At 53.7% G+C, this 15543-nt stretch carries 13 protein-coding genes, 1 pseudogene and 1 riboswitch; of the genes and pseudogenes, 1 reads left to right on the forward strand and 13 read right to left on the reverse strand.

Annotated features, from left to right (window positions below):
• Window positions 1-334: 334 nt before the first annotated feature.
• The 8 genes and pseudogenes from L5656_RS07015 to L5656_RS07050 all read right to left on the reverse strand — a co-directional run bounded on the left by L5656_RS07015 (window position 335) and on the right by L5656_RS07050 (window position 7593).
• Window positions 335-982, reverse strand: coding sequence for a DNA-methyltransferase (locus tag L5656_RS07015; RefSeq protein WP_366018063.1), 648 nt, complete (start codon window positions 980-982; stop codon window positions 335-337).
• Between the two features lie 135 nt (window positions 983-1117).
• Window positions 1118-1729: a DedA family protein gene (locus L5656_RS07020; RefSeq protein ID WP_297201039.1), complete on the reverse strand. Its 612-nt coding sequence runs from the start codon at window positions 1727-1729 to the stop codon at window positions 1118-1120.
• A gap of 125 nt (window positions 1730-1854) precedes the next feature.
• Window positions 1855-2529 (reverse strand): annotated as a pseudogene (locus L5656_RS07025) (diphthine--ammonia ligase).
• Between the two features lie 67 nt (window positions 2530-2596).
• Entirely contained in the window at window positions 2597-3892 is a 1296-nt protein-coding gene (locus L5656_RS07030; RefSeq protein WP_297201042.1) for an ABC transporter ATP-binding protein, read from the reverse strand.
• Between the two features lie 14 nt (window positions 3893-3906).
• On the reverse strand, window positions 3907-5004 hold the full coding sequence (locus L5656_RS07035) for a FecCD family ABC transporter permease (RefSeq protein WP_297201045.1): 1098 nt from the start codon (window positions 5002-5004) through the stop codon (window positions 3907-3909).
• A gap of 20 nt (window positions 5005-5024) precedes the next feature.
• Window positions 5025-6008, reverse strand: a complete 984-nt coding sequence (locus L5656_RS07040) for an ABC transporter substrate-binding protein (RefSeq protein WP_297201048.1) — start codon at window positions 6006-6008, stop codon at window positions 5025-5027.
• A gap of 146 nt (window positions 6009-6154) precedes the next feature.
• Window positions 6155-6352: riboswitch (cobalamin riboswitch) on the reverse strand.
• Window positions 6353-6401: 49 nt separating this feature from the next.
• A complete protein-coding gene (locus tag L5656_RS07045) occupies window positions 6402-6710 on the reverse strand; it encodes a hypothetical protein (protein WP_297201051.1) in 309 nt (102 codons plus the stop codon).
• Between the two features lie 91 nt (window positions 6711-6801).
• Window positions 6802-7593, reverse strand: coding sequence for a sulfide-dependent adenosine diphosphate thiazole synthase (locus tag L5656_RS07050; protein ID WP_297201054.1), 792 nt, complete (start codon window positions 7591-7593; stop codon window positions 6802-6804).
• 385 nt (window positions 7594-7978) lie between these two features.
• On the opposite strand from L5656_RS07050, the gene mgtE reads away from it, so the two are divergent.
• Window positions 7979-9310, forward strand: a complete 1332-nt coding sequence (mgtE, locus tag L5656_RS07055) for a magnesium transporter (protein WP_428849301.1) — start codon at window positions 7979-7981, stop codon at window positions 9308-9310.
• Window positions 9311-9533: 223 nt separating this feature from the next.
• Here mgtE and L5656_RS07060 read toward each other — a convergent pair whose 3' ends face one another.
• From L5656_RS07060 to L5656_RS07080, 5 genes are all read right to left on the reverse strand, one after another.
• Window positions 9534-10346, reverse strand: a complete 813-nt coding sequence (locus tag L5656_RS07060; protein WP_428849300.1) for a response regulator — start codon at window positions 10344-10346, stop codon at window positions 9534-9536.
• Window positions 10347-10445: 99 nt separating this feature from the next.
• A complete protein-coding gene (locus L5656_RS07065) occupies window positions 10446-12956 on the reverse strand; it encodes a PAS domain S-box protein (RefSeq protein WP_297201064.1) in 2511 nt (836 codons plus the stop codon).
• 3 nt (window positions 12957-12959) lie between these two features.
• Window positions 12960-14108 (reverse strand): FIST signal transduction protein, encoded by a 1149-nt coding sequence (locus L5656_RS07070; RefSeq protein ID WP_297201067.1) that lies wholly within the window; start codon window positions 14106-14108, stop codon window positions 12960-12962.
• Between the two features lie 393 nt (window positions 14109-14501).
• Window positions 14502-15047, reverse strand: a complete 546-nt coding sequence (hpf, locus tag L5656_RS07075; protein WP_297201069.1) for a ribosome hibernation-promoting factor, HPF/YfiA family — start codon at window positions 15045-15047, stop codon at window positions 14502-14504.
• Window positions 15048-15135: 88 nt separating this feature from the next.
• Window positions 15136-15543 (reverse strand): GGDEF domain-containing protein (locus L5656_RS07080; RefSeq protein ID WP_297201071.1); only part of this gene is annotated, 408 nt, incomplete at its 5' end.

Raw genomic sequence — 15543 nt, forward strand, 5'->3', positions numbered from 1 at the left:
GCGCTTGAATGGCATTCAAGAGGTCGGGGGTTCAAATCCCCCTAGCTCCACCAAGGAAAATTAAAGCCTCCGGGGATCCGGAGGCTTTAATTTTACCTGCCTGGAAGGTGAAGAGATGCGGCCCCCTATCTGGTATTCAGGGCCGCACTTAGGTGCTAATACGAGCTGAGCTAGCTTGCCCAGCCCAATCCTCCTCGGCGACTAGGAGAATTACGGGCCATAGAAGGGTTATCCTAACAATAATCAGCCCTGCTGCTAGCCCAAAGTTGAGATAGGGAATCTGTTTTCCTGCGGCCGTTGAAGAATAAATTTAAAAGTATGGCTGCCAAGGAGCCTAGGGTAAAACCCCGTAGTGTTCTATATCGCATCCTAAAAACCTGCGGCCCACAAGTTGCGCTGCCTTCCAAACGGAATAACTCCCCGCCGCCGGATCTACTACCACATCCCCTGGGTTGGTTACCGCCTCTATTAACCGAGCTTGAAGCCTGACCGGCTTGGCATGGGCGTGAAGGTCACTGGGTTTTTCTGCCCATACATCGGGTATATCATGTACGGCCCAGACACCTTTAGCCCGTAAGGGTTTCTTTTGGACGACCAACAGATATTCACACTGCCGCCTGGTGCGATAGCCCATACCGATTTTCTGTTTGTCCCAAACGATCATGTCCACAATACAAAGGTTCCCGGGCATCCACCCAGAAACCCCTTCGCACAGGTGAAACTTATCCACCCACAGAAAAAGGTGACCGGTCGGAATAAGCACCCGTGCTATCTCCGCTATAAACTCCTTAATGGTGGCTTCATCCATCTGGGGTAAAGCCGAACGTTTGCTCCCGCGGCTTTGCCCTTCATTACCATAAGCCAACTTATCTAAGATGCCCCGGTACTGGGGATCAAAGAAAACACAGGGGACGGACTCATCCTTCACCGCTGCCAGAAGGTCCCGGCCGTCGCAACAATTGGGAAAGTCGTACTTGTACAGCGGCTCCTTAAGGCAGTCGCTATAGGTAGGTGCGTTCCTTCCGCTGCTAAAAACGGCTCCCACGGCTAGCACCCCTGTCCGGGATCATTCTACACTGCTTTACTGTACACGATAAGAAAGCCCTACTGGGGCCCATTATACTTTAAATCTACGCCTTAACAAAATAATTAACCCCGCCAGGGCGGCGATTAAGAAAAGGACGGCCGCCATCAGGGAATAGAAATTAAAGTAGGCGACAACGGTTTCCCAAGTTTGGCCCGCCAGCCTGCCGAGGTAAACGAGAAGGCTATTCCAAATGAGGGTGCCAAGCACAGTTAAGGGCAAAAACACTCCTAGCCTCATGCCCGAGCTTCCTGCCGGGATGGAAATAAGAGTCCGGGCAATGGGCACAAACCTGCATAAGAAAACGGCCGGGCCGCCGTACCGCTCGAACCATTGCACCGCTTTTCTAACCTCTTCTCTTTTTAACCCCATCATTCTTCCCCATCTGCTCTCAAGGAGCCTTTCCAGACGGGGGATGCTTAGCATCCGGCCCACATTATACAAGATCATAGCCCCCAAAACCGAGCCTAAAGTGGCAGCCAGGACAACCCCTTCTACCTTTAAGCTGCTAAAGGTGGTCATAAATCCCCCAAAGGTTAAAATTACCTCGGAAGGTATGGGTGGAAAGAGGTTTTCCAGGGTAATAAGCAGGAATACGCCGATATAGCCATACCGATTGATAATGGCCAAGATAATATCTTCCATGTCTTTCCTCCATGGTCAATATCATGAGTTGGCTTCCCTCACCATAAAAGCGCCCCACAGGTGCCCCTGCTTTAAGGTGGTTCGGTCCTACCGCCAACCCACAGCGTTTTTAATATGGGCAGAACCTACCGGCCGGTCTTACCAGAAGGCGCCGGAGATACCTTCACTCGCTGAAACCAATAGCCATCACAAAATACCTGGCCGTCCATCTCCAGTGAAAGAGGAAAGGAAAAGATGGGGCCGTCGGTTACTACGGTATGAAATTCCCCTTGCTCGCCGACGGGATCTACCCCTAAGCGCTCCATCTCCCCGATTAATTCCTCGTTTAAGGTTTTCCCCAAAAAATTCTTATCCAGAACGCCAGCTTTAACTGCAATAATCGTGGCTTTAAAGCCCAGGCTCAGGAACTCCTTTAAAAGCTCACGGTGAGGTTTTTTCCACAAGGGCAAGAAAGGAACAATGCCCGCTAAGGCACAGGTGTTTTCCACCCACTCCCGGTGACCTTCAAGATCAATATCACCAAAGACACCCGCCTCAATCCCCTGTTACCTAAACTCCCTGATGACCGATATAAATAGCTCGGTATAGTTCTCCCACGAGGTTGCCCGGGTAACTAAAGGAATGCCAAGGGAAGCGGATTGCCGGTGGAGCAAGTCTAAGGGTAGGCCATGAGCCCTGGTTTTATTTCCTCCTTCCGCCAGGGTAGTAAATAATGCTTGCGGCTTCCCGCCCTCCCGGATGGCATAATACAAGGCCAGGCAGGCATCCTTGCCCCCGCTCCAAGAACAGAAAAAAGACATCCCCTTAATGGACACTAAAACACCCCCTCTTACTCTTTCAGCCACCTTCTCCCTCAAAAGCTCTACATCACCTGGATAACGCCCGATTTGGGGGAAAACGTTTTTGGATAGCCTCTAGCGCAGATACCTCGCTCGGTACTAAGCAGGCGCCCTTACCTATCATACGCCTATAGACCTCGGTAGCAATTCCTCCGGTGTAATCCCTTTCCTCAATGGGGCTTTCGTCTAAAAGAAATACGGGCAGGCCGCCCGCCAAGGCCTCTTCCAGAGCGTAAAGGTTGCGGAGATTTCCTTGACCGAAAGGGACACTAGCCAAAACGGCGCAGTCCGCCTTTTTCATAAGGGTTAAGTTTTGCTGATGGGCTTCATCCCCGATGGGAACAAAGGGGGGTATTTCTACCATCTCGATTCCCAAAAGTCTCCCCTGCTCCCAGTCCCGGTCACCACGGTTTAGCACGCCGGCCGTAACCTTCCAGCCCCGAACGAACATGGCCTCCATTAAACCGGCCCCGGACCCTCCCCCGCCTACCAGGTGAACCGTAGGCCGGAAGCCACCAGACATCATTTCCACGCTTTTCCGGGGCAACGGGGTCACAAAAAGGCGCCCGTTCCCGGGATGTCGGGTTAGAAGAACCTCGGTATTGTAAGCCTGCCTTATCTTCGGCGTAGTAATAACCTTTTCTGGGGGGCCGACGTCTACGATCTTGCCCCCGCTTAAAAGGATCACCCTCCGGAAGTACTGAGCGGCCAGGTTCAAATCGTGAATAACCGTTATGATAGATATATTCTTGATGCGGTTGAGGTAGACAAGTAAATCTAAGATTTCCACCTGATAAGTGATATCTAAATGGGATGTGGGCTCATCCAGGAGGAGAATTTCGGGTTCCTGGGCTAAAGCCCTGGCAATGATGACCCGTTGTCTTTCCCCCCCGCTCAGGCTGGACACCGGCCGTTCCGCCAGGTGCAGGGTGGAGGTAAGCTCCATAGCTTCCCGGGCTACGGCCAGGTCCCGGGGGCTTTCGCGCCTTATAAGTCCGGATAGGTGGGGCTGCCGCCCCATAAGAACGACTTCCGCCACCGTAAAATCAAATTCCGTTACGGTTTCTTGCGGCACCACGGCTATCCGCCGGGCTACATCCCGCCGCGAATAGTCCCATAGATCCCGCCCGTCAAGCAAGACCACCCCTCTCTGGGGCCGCAAGGCGCGATCTAGACACTTTAGAAGGGTGGATTTACCAGAACCGTTGGGCCCTATTACGGCTATCATTTCCCCCGGCTGCACCTGAAAGGTGATTCCGGCCAGGGCCGGGACAGAACCGTAGCTGTAAGTGATGCCATGGACATCCAGAAGAACTCGAGGCAAAACCTCCACCTACCCTAACTAAAGAACTTCATTTTTCTACGGTTGCGCAGTACATAGAGGAAGAAAGGTCCCCCCGCCAGGGCCGTTATCAATCCTACGGGGAGTTCCGTGGGGGCAAGAACCGTTCTGGCCAGGGCGTCGGCGGCCACCATGAGGGTGGCACCCGCCAGGGCAGAAGCCGGGATCAAGAAGCGGTGGTCGGGACCGGCAACCATCCGAACGGCGTGGGGAACAATAAGTCCTACAAATCCAATTACACCGCTGGTGGAAACGGCGGTAGCCGTAAGGAGGCTGGCTCCAGTTAAAAGTAGTTTTTTCGCCCTCTCCACTTCAACGCCCAGGTAGCCTGCCGTCTCTTCCCCAAGAAGGAGAAGATTAAGCTCGCGGGCATAGAAGGCGATCATTCCCGTCCCCAGGACAAAATAGGGTAGGGCGGTACGGACATAAAGCCAGTTGGCCCCGCCGAAACCCCCCATCAACCAGAAAACCACCTGGTGCAGCCGTTCACCGGAGAAGTACACCAGTAAAGAAACAATAGCCGACAAAAAAGAACCTACAGCTATTCCGGCTAAGAGCAGGGTAAAAATAGAAACAACGCTACCCGTTTTCGCCAGCTGGTAGACGAGAAATACGGTACCCAGCGCGGCGGCAAAAGCGAGCACGGGAACGGACCCTACCCCGAGAAATCGAAAGTCTACAGCAAGCAGCATGGCCACCGTTGCCCCCAGAGAGGCACCGGAAGACACCCCGATGACGTAAGGATCGGCCATGGGGTTGCGGAAAAGGGCCTGAAAGGCAGCACCCGCCATGGCCAGGGACGCCCCTACCAGGGCGGCCAACACAACCCGCGGCAGCCGGAGCTCCAGGATGATCGCCTTCTTTACCGGGTCCAAAGTAGAAGGGGAGCCGGGCACCACTCCCAATATTCTCAATAAATCCGCTACCGGGACGGAAACGGCCCCCACCCGCACAGCTACCGCCGCGGTAACCAGCAGCAAAAGGACGAGAAGTAATATAAGAAGCCTGACCCTCCATCTCTTCTGCTCCAGGGCCACAAAGGGTACACCCCTTCCTCCGGAGGAGGCCTCAGCACGTATCTGAGGTTTAATCATTTCCGATTATCCTTTCCCTACTAGGACGATGAACCGTTTCGTTCCCCAAACAGCTCCGGATGAATGATTTCGGCCAGCAATTCCAGGGCATCCACTACCCGGGGGCCCGGTCGAGAAACAATATTGGCATCCACGCCAAAAACCCGGTTATTTTTAACGGCCTTGATCTCCTGCCAGCCGCTCCGCGACTTTAACCGTTCCACCGTAAGGGATTCGCTACCATGCCACTGGGGAAAGATAATTACATCCGGATTCCGCTCTATAACCGTTTCGGCGCTGAATTCGGGATAATCGGTCTGTGCGTCATAAGCTATATTCCGGCCGCCAGCAAGCTCTATGAGCTGCCCGATAAAGGTCTGGGGGCCAGCAGTCATAAGAGGGTCGGAGTAGACTTCGTAGTAGACCCACGGCCTCTTATCCAAAGGTATCTTCTCTACCACAGCCTTAACCTTTTCCAGTCTTTCCCGCAAATCCGCCACCAGGCGGGAAGCATCCTCGCTTGCACCAGTCAACTTCCCTATCCACTCGATACTATCTAAGATGCCTTCTACCGTTTTGGGGGAAACGACGGCCACGGGTATTCCTATTTCCTCCAGCCTCCTTACGGCCTCCTCGTGCATATTGGTGGCCAGGACCAGATCGGGCTTAAGGGCTACGATCTTTTCCACATTGGGATTGGAAAAGCCCCCTATCTTGGGTATATCTACAGCCTCGGGAGGATAATCGCTGTAGTCGTCCACTCCTACCACTTTCCCTCCCAAGCCCAAGGCAAAAAGGATTTCGGTGTTACCGGGCGATAGGGATACCAACCTTTCCGGTCGCGCCTTTAAGGTAACTTCCCGCCCCATACCGTCGGTCACGGTCAAGGGATACCCGCTACCTTCCGGTCCCGGCTCCTTTACCTGCGGGGCCTTCCGGGTAGTACAACTGGATAAAAAGATCCCCAAGGCCAGCGCTGCTATAAAAACCGCGGCAAACCGCAAGTTCTCCTTTACAAAATGCATTTTTTCACCATCCCCTCTCCAATAGCAGGGCACCTCGTAGCTATAGACGCCCACCTACCAACCGAAATAAAAAACCCCGCTCCGACGGACCGGGGTACATTCCCTCTCCCATTAACATGGCGTGGCCCCCTTTCCCCCGAAGGTTGAAACCACACGCGAGACGGGCAGGTCTCCTGACTTCCGGATCATCACCTTACGGCACCTTCCCATTCCCTTACGGCTGCATTTCTAAGCGGGAACAGTGGCTTTTTGCCGCTTGGCTTCCCGGTCACAGTGGCGGGACCGTCCAGGATTTTCACCTGATTCCCTATTAAGTCTTGCGACACCCGTCCGCAAAACTCGGTTGTCAGGATTATTATACCTCATAATTTCTCCAAGGTTCGAGGCAAAAAATTAAAACAGGCGGAGTTGCTCCGGTGTAGTACCCCCTTCCTCCTGCTTTTCATGCTGCCCGGGTTCCCCCGTACGGTCAATGTTATCTACAGGTATGTAACTAGTGCCTCCGGCTATGGCCAGGACTTTCTCCTTAGGTCCTACAAACTGCCAAGCTATCAATTTTCCCTCTTCTCTGAGGTCATAATACTCCGCCATCCTCCGGAGACCACCCTTCCTCGCCGCCTCCGCCGCACCTGGGTCACCTGTGTATAAAGCCCAGGCTTCCCCCGCAAGGTGCCATACCAGAGTCTTGCCGGCAGGCAGCACGGGCACCTCCCTTGGCACATTTTACCCGCTATCTAGCCTTGCCCTCGGAAAAAGAGCGAGGGCCGCCCTTCCGGTATACTCTCCTTACGGGCTAACAAGCATTGGGTGCAACAGAACTAATGTACTCACGTATAAGCTCCGCCGCCTTTTTCCCTGACAGCAGCATACCGCCGAAAATCGGTCCCATCCTGCAGCCGCCACGGACGTTATTGGCGGCCATGCCTGCTACAAACAACCCGGGAGCCAGCATATGGGTGTTAGCTACTACATCTTCTTCACCCTTTTCCGCGTTCATGAAATGCTCTTTGGTAACGCTTATACCCATCCGGCTGCAGTATAAATTGGCCAGGACCGCGTCGTGACCGGTCGCATCCAGTACGGCCTTGGCAGTCAGCACCATCGGGTCTACATGGAGTTTCTGTAGTTCAATGGCACTGTCATTAACTACTACGCCTGAAATACGCTCACCCGTACCATGCAGGTCCACTACAGTAATGAGATTAAAGAGCTTTATATTAGGATGCGAAGCTGCCGCAAGTATCAAGCCGGAAGCCAATGCCACTGAAGGAACTACTAAAGCTCCTTCATCCTCGACGTAGGGAATATGAAACTCATTAAGTATGTCAGTTACATCTTTCTGCAAAATCACTTTATTAAACCCCATGGAGCCTCCCCAAATACCGCCTCCAGGAGCGAGCCTCCGGTCCAGCACCGTGACTTTATAACCCCAGCCAGCTAATGTATGCGCGCAAACCAGGCCTGATGGGCCGGCACCGACTATTATCACATCAGATGTTACAGCTTCTTCCAAATCCTTTAGGTAATGCTTAATTATGAGGCGGCTAACCTTTACATCCGGAACGGGACTAGAAAAGGCCTTCATAATGAAGTTGCCCCCTTTTAACGAAAGGTTAAACTTTCAAGCTAATTCTATAAGGACCAGAGAACCGAAACGGTACACCTCAAAGGGATGGCCAGCTAATTCTCTAGCTACATTCTAATCCATTGTAGGAATAAAGACAATTCTAACATGGCCTTCGTTGATCTTTTTTCCTCAATGTGCTATGATATGTCCGCTTTCCTAAATTGTGGCTTTTGACGAAAGGTGGTGGTACGGTGGACCCGCTCCCACGAAGGCTGACTTCGCTATATTCCACAACTCCATACAGCAAACTAAAAAGTGGGGGATTATCGTGGCCGACCGTCTGCCGCCTGTCGGACTCTCCTACCTCGAAGGGGGAAGCAAGATAGAGGACCTTGACCGTACGGTGGAACTGTTCCGCGTGTGGATTGAGAACAAGAACTACCGAGAGCTCAAAACCTACCTTGTTCAGGCCCCCGTACAGGATATTGCCGACATCCTCAACCGGCTGGATGCCAAGTGCAGCCTTCTTGCCTTCAGGCTCCTGCCCAAGGAAAAGGCGGTGGAGGTATTTGCTTACCTCTCGGAAAAGATCCGGACCGCCCTCTCCCAGATGATCGCCGAGGACGAACTTAAAAGCCTGGTAGAGGCCTTATCCTTTGACGATAAAATCGACTTCCTCGAGGAAATGCCGGCCAACGTGGTTAAAAAAATCCTCCAGCGCACGCCGGAGAGCGAGCGCCGGCTCATCAACGAATTCCTTAATTACCCGGAAGATTCGGCCGGCAGCATTATGACCATCGAGTTTGTGGACCTGCGCGAGGATATGACGGTGGCGGAGGCCCTGGAACACATACGCTACACGGGGCCGGACAAGGAAACCATCTACACCTGCTATATCATCGATAACGAACGCCACCTGGTCGGGGCCGTAACCCTCAAAGACTTGGTGCTGGCCCGGCCGGACGCCCGCGTTAGGGATTTAATGAAACGGGACGTCGTGGCGGTGAAAACCCACGAAGACCGGGAAGTGGTAGCCGCCCTCTTTAAGAAATACGATCTCTTGGCTATGCCGGTGGTAGACCAGGAGAACCGGCTGGTAGGCATCATTACCGTGGACGACGTCATGGACGTTTTAGAAGCCGAGGCTACGGAAGATTTCCACCGGATAGGCGGTATTAAACCTACGGAGGAGTCGTACCTGGCCCAGAATATCCTAGTAGTGGCCCGAAACCGTATTTTCTGGCTTTTGGCCCTTATGTTATCGGCCACCTTTACCGGCCGCATTATCCAGCATTTCGAGACGGTGCTTCAGGGCATGGTCATCCTGGCGGCCTTCATTCCCATGCTTATGGGTACCGGGGGTAACGCAGGAGCCCAGTCTTCCACCACGGTTATCCGCAGCCTGGCCCTGGGCGAGCTCAGGCCCCGGGACGCCTGGAGGGTGCTGGCCAAGGAGAGCGGGGTGAGCCTCCTGGTGGGCGCCGCCCTGGCCGGCGTAAACTTCGTCCGCTTGCTTCTTCTGGAGCGCGTCCCTCCCCTCATCGCCTTGGTGGTCAGCCTTACCTTACTGGTTACCGTCTTCCTGGCCAAATTGGTGGGAGGGTTGCTTCCCCTGATAGCCAAAAGCCTGAAAATAGACCCGGCTATTATGGCTAGTCCCCTCATTACCACGGTGGTGGACGCCCTGACCCTCATTGTATACTTTAACATCGCCTCCCTGCTTTTAACACCCTAGAGAGTCAACCGTACAAATATACCCGCCCTACGCCGTCCCCATGGCCGCACATTCTTCCGTTTTTCACGAAGCTTGTGGGAGTGGGCCGCAAGGCCATATACTGGGCTCTAGCACAGAGCGGGTAAATTTTTAGGCCTCTGGATCTCCGGAGGCCTTGATGTCCTTGGTGGGCGCGGGAGAGATTGAACCTCCGACCCCTATTGCCAATGAGGTTTTTCAAGTGCTAAGTGTCGGGAGCCTGCTGCCGACCCGGCCCGCCGGAGCTTTTCTTCTCCCACCTCTCTTTTAAGGAAGCTTCGGCATAGGCGTAGAGTTCTTCCCCGTCCCTCCCGTTGTCGGGATATACCGCAATCCCGTAGCCCCACGTCCCAGGGAAAACCCCGGCCAGCTTCGTTACCACCACCTGAGCGCCTTCTTTCCCCGTAAGGGGAAGGACAAGCGCCAGCGTGCTTTTGCTCAACTCTATAACGGTATCTATTTCGCGCAAGCGCCGCCTTGCCTGCCTCGCATATTCTGTTATCTTCCCTTTGCCGGGGCCTTCATACCTGGCCAGAACTAGGGATAGCTTCTGTCCGCCCCTGCTCGCCCGGTTGATCTCGTTTCTGAGCACTTTATGGAGCAGCTCTGCAGGAGCAACCTCCCCCCTGGCACCCGGGCCTATTAGTTTCTCTACCCGGCGCACCAGCTCCTCTACCGAGTAGGGTTTGCAGAGGTACTCCACCGCTCCCAGTTCTATAGCCCGCTTTACTACAGAAACGTTGCTTTCGACTGTCACCACCATAACAGGCACGTACCGGTACTCCGGCAGGCTTTTAAGGTTCTCTAGTACAACCAGGCCGTCCATTCTCGGGAGGTGAATGTCGAGGATCACCAGGTCGTACGGTTCTCCTTTTTCCCTGGCTTTGGCCAATGCTTCCTGGCCGGTGGCTGCCTCGTCCACCAGGTAGCCCTTCTCCTCCAGTGCCCTCCTGGAGGAAAACCTGGTGAGGGTTGAGTCTTCTACCAGCAAGATGCTCTTTTCCGGAAAAGACAGCAAGCAGGTCACCTCCTCATGGCTAGTTCCACCTTCCCCCCAGCGGTAAGGGGGCCAATGCAACAACCGTGCCGTTCAGGATATAGCCTTTCGCAAACCACTTTAATTAGCCACCTTTTGCCCTTTCGAAACCTCCTCTTTAGTGAGGATCACCTGTAAAAATATCTCCACAAGCTTCGGGTCGAATTGCGTGCCTGCACACCTGCGTATTTCCTCCAACGCTTCTTCGACTGTTTTAGCCCTTCTGTACGGCCTATCGGAGGTCATGGCGTCAAAGGCATCGGCAATGGCTAAAATACGGCACTCGATGGGTATCTCTTCCCCTTTGAGGCCCAACGGGTACCCGCTACCGTCCCATTTTTCGTGGTGTTTTAAGATCAGGTCGGCGATCCCCGCTAAATCCGGTGAGGCCAGAGCGATCCGGTAGCCTTTTTCCGGATGCTGGCGCATAATCTCCCATTCTTCTTCTGTGAGGGGGCCTTTTTTGAAGAGTATTCTGTCGGGTATACCCACCTTACCTATGTCGTGGACCTGAGCCAGAAGAGAAAGGTTGGCCAGCTGTTGCCGCGAAAGCCCCATCTTTTCTCCCAGGATCCGGCACAGGTGCTGCAGGCGCCTGCCGTGCCCTTCAGTCAAATGGTCGCGCTCCGACAGGGCGGCAAGCAGGGCATTGACGATCTTGCTCCGGGCACTCGTGCCGAGGTATAGTTTTTCCCGGTACATAAGGTCGTCTGCCCTTCTATAGGTTTGCTTTAAGAGCTCCTCCGAATTGTACGCCGTAGCTATCCCGAAGGAGACGCTCAAAGGAAGTTGGGGATGTTTTCGATTGTATCGCTCAATGGATAAACGCAGCTGGTGCAGTATATTCGACCCCGTAGCCTCATCGGTGCGGGGCAGGAGGGCCACAAATTCATCTCCTCCCACCCGCGCCACAATATCCGAAGGGCGCAGGGCCTTCTTAAGGATCTGAGCGCAAGCAATCAAGAGCTTGTCGCCCTTCTGGTGGCCCATGGTATCATTGACCAGCTTCAGGCCGTTCACATCGGCAACTATTATGCTGATGGGATATTTATTGCTCTTACCTAGGCGTTTGAGCTGTTCTTCAAAATACGCGCGGTTGTAAAGACCTGTCAGCTGGTCATGGAGGCTAACATATTCCAGCTTCTGGGCAAACCTTTTTTTCTCAGTGATATCCATTATGTTCCCCAGTGTCACCCTCTGGCCCTCGTGCTGCAGGGAAGCCACTGTCTCCTCGACCCACTTAATTTCACCATGTTTGGTAATAATCCTGAAATCATAGGGCTGGGCCGCCATGCCTTTTAACATCCTAACGGCATTGCGTCGCACAGCCTCCCTGTCTTCCGGGTATACGAGGCTCAAGGCTTCCCTTCCGATTAGTTCTTCCTGAGAGTAACCCGACAGCTTTTCAAACTGGGCATTTACCAGCCGAAATCTCCCTTTGCTGACTATGTACATCCCTATAGGCGAATGCCCGAAAATACTTCTCAATAGCTCCTCTTCGCGTTTGCGAGCGGTGATGTCCCTCACGGTGGCCAGTATCGCCTCTTTGCCCGCAAAAGTTATTTTCTTCAGGCACACCTCCGCATCAAAAACTGTGCCGTCCACCGGCCGCCTGGCCTTCCATTCAAACCGTGGACTTTCGCCTTCTACCGCCTTTTTCCACCACTCGCGAAGCTGTTCCAGGGGACTGTCCGGGCTGGAGTAATCCCTGGCGATGGACAACTTTACGGCCTCTTCTTTAGAGGCTATACCGTACATGCGTAACATGGTCTCGTTAACATCCAGTATTTTCCCCTCCGGTTCATGTATGAAAATAGCATCGTGGACGCTGTTGAAAATTGTCCGAAACGCTTCCTCCGCCTGGATCCGTTCGGTGACCTCAAAACATACTTCTACTATACCTTCAATTATTCCCTTCTGGCTTTTTACAGGGTAACCCCTTACAAAAAATTGCTTGCCCTCGAGGGGCGTCACTAGGCCCTCCTGGGGCACGCCGGTCTTAAGAGCGCTTGCCACGGGACATCCGGCGCACGGTTCCTTCCTGCGGTACAATGTCTCATAACAAAGACCGCCTGTCAGCTCTTCACTCCTTTTTCCCGCGTACTTTGCTGCTGAGGTGTTAGCCCACATAATGCGGTGCTCAGCATCCTGGTAAATAAGCAGCTCCAGAATACTGTCCAAAATGGTCTTCTTTTCCCGCTCGGATTCCTTTATTTTGCTTTCCATTTGTTTAAGCGCAATTACGTCTTCGATGCGGCGGGCAAAAATGTTGAATAGCCTTTTCTCTCGGCCGGAAATCCGTGCTGAAGCTTCCAGAAATATTAAGCCCCGCAAGCCGTGGGACATCGTATAAACAAACCCGTTCTCGCCGGGATCCGTGATTCTTTGGGCGAAATCCTCGCCTTTTCTAAAACCCCATTTCCCCAGGCATATGAGCCTGCCGCCCTCATCAACCATTATGGCCAGCCGGCGTATTCCGAGAAGCCGGCTTCCTTTCTCCGCTATTTCCTGTATCAGTTCTTCGTATCGTTCCGGGAAGGAAAAATTTACTATCTCGTATAAGGTCAAAAGCTCAGCAACATCAAAGGACACTATCTACCACCCCGCGGCCGCCACGATCGTCTTGTTATAAAACAGTGGAGTCCCGGAGACACTGCTTATTTCTCCGAAAGAAAGCATCCCGAAAACAGGAATTTCGGGTTTAAGCCTCCGGGCTATTGCCTCCATTTCCCTGGAGAAATCTTTGCCCAGCAATAAATAGCGGGAGACACAATCAAACAAGATAAGAACCTTGGGAGTGGCCGGCGTATTTAAGGCACTTTCCGCTACCCTCCCGGCAGCTGCAACGAGACTCTCAGCATCCCCTTCCATGATAGTAGCAATAGTATTTTCTGGAATTTCTGTAACAAATAAAATGCTTCCGTCTTCCTCTGCTTTCAGAGGGTCCCGAATGATAAATTTTCCCCCGGCAGCGGGCAAACCGAAAGGATATTGCATTCCGTAGTAAGGAAATCCGTTTCGAGTACACCTGCGGACCAGAGCGGTATACCTCTCAAAGGCTGGAACTCCGTCAATTTCATAAACTCGCCTGCCCTCCGCCCTGGTTATAGTAAAAGGCTCGCCTGCAGGGCTCCACCCGTGGTCCAGCTCCACGTTAAAGTTTATCCCCCTCAATACTGCCGCGGCTATAGCATCACTGCCTACCCCTTCTTCGGTAAATTGGTAAGTGCTGTTGAAGCGCAAATTATCCCCGCTGCCTCCCCCTATATACTTAAAGTCCGGACCCATGGCGTTATACAGTCCCCGCAATAGCTCAGAGATGTTGGCGCTGGATCCGTCCGGAAAAAGCAAAACAGTTCCGGGGCTTTCTCCGCCTTTGTCTATTAAAGCCTCGCCCGCTTTTTCACCTCTGGCAAAGGGGCATGCGGATATAGTCCTTTCCAGGTGGGTTACCGCCTCTATTCCTTCTCCGCCGATAGTGCAGACACCCACACCTCTGGCGCATACTTCAAAGCCAAAGATAATACCCGGTGTCCACGCGCCCACCAGCGGGGAATTACCTACCATCTTTACGGCGCCTGCAAGCACCTCTTCCGGAGCGTAGCCCTCAGTGGTCAAAACCAGCGTCAGGGCGGGTCGTCCGGTCCGGCTTAAAGCCTGCTCCAGAGCGCGCTGTACCGCGGCCTCGGCGTCGTGTTCGTCGCTGAAGCCCACACCCACGCGTAGTTCAGGTATTCCGGCCACCAGCCAATATGTCCCTCCCTCTCTTCTCGACTATAATTTGCGGGCCTATTTACGGGCTACGTCTAGTACAAAGGCTTTAACGCTAAAGAACCCTTTTCGGGGAATGCCGACCCGAATGCAATCCATATGTGATCAGAATAAAATTTCGACATCATGCTCGCAATTTCCTTGTCCCTCAACGTAATACTCCCAGAAAAGATGCCAGCCTTAATTTTCACTATCCCCCAAATGCAACCAAATTGTGAAAGCAAGCACAAATTCCTGGGGCAAAGGTGTTTGTGCTCTCCTACGGCTTTTTTTCTCTGAAAGCAAAAGCCCCCGGGGAAGCTTTTGGCGCTCCTCGCGGGGGCTGTCGGCGGTAAATTTGTGGGGGCAGGGCCCGTAGCTGTTCCTCTAGTCAAGCTCTGGCTCAATAAGCCCGTACTGGCCGTCCCTGCGGCGGTACAGCACGCTCACCTTTTCCGTCTCAGCGTTGGCGAAGACGAAAAAGTCGTGCCCTAGGAGCTCCATCTGCATTATGGCCTCTTCCACAGTCATCGGCTTTACGGGGAACCGCTTGACCTTCACTACCTTCTGCTCTTCCCTTTCTTCCCCTTCCTCCGGCGGCCGGCCGGCGGCCCTCTCTTCCCGTTCGCCGGCCCTCGCCCTCTTCTTTTTGATCAGTCTGGTCTTGTACTTCTCCACCTGCCTCTCGAGCTTCTCCAGCACCAGGTCCACAGCACTGTGAGTGGTCTCCGCGGTCTCCTCCCCGCGCATGATGTACCCCTCCACAAACACGGTCGCTTCCACGGTATACCTGCCCCGGTTAGCCGAGACGGTCACCTGGACCTCAATGTCTTCGTCGTCGAGGAGCCTCTCTAGCTTCTTCAGCCGCTTCTCGGCGTACTGGTGGAACCTGTGTGGAACTTCAAAGTTCCGGCCTTGGATAACTAAATGCATTACGCTCACCCCATTTGAACTCGAGATTTCGCCCCGAAAAAATGAGTGCAACTACAGCGAGCCGCCACAATGCGTCCGAGCACTTATTTCACTTTCCCACTTGCTCAGGTCGGTCGGAAAAGATATGTTTCTCGCGGCCTTCTACACATACGCAGTTCCGCCCGTTCCCTTTAGCCCGGTAGAGGGCACCGTCGACCCTCTGCGTGACGGCGTCGACCGTGTCGCCCGGGCGGTAGCCCGTCACGCCAAAGCTGGCCGTCACCCGGCCCACCCTGGGGATTTCCATTTCGTCCAACTTCCGCCTCAGCTCTTCCGCAAGTGTGGCCGCCCCTTCTACCCCGGTCTCCGGAAGGAGTATGACGAACTCCTCCCCTCCCCAGCGGGCCAGGCAGTCTGTCTTCCGTAGCCGCTCTTTAAAGGCGGACACTACGCTCTTCAGAACCCGGTCTCCTGCCGCATGACCGAAGCGGTCGTTTATGCTCTTGAAGCGGTCCAG

The organism is Thermanaeromonas sp., assembly GCF_021890735.1.
GTDB lineage: Bacteria > Bacillota > DSM-521 > Neomoorellales > Neomoorellaceae > Thermanaeromonas.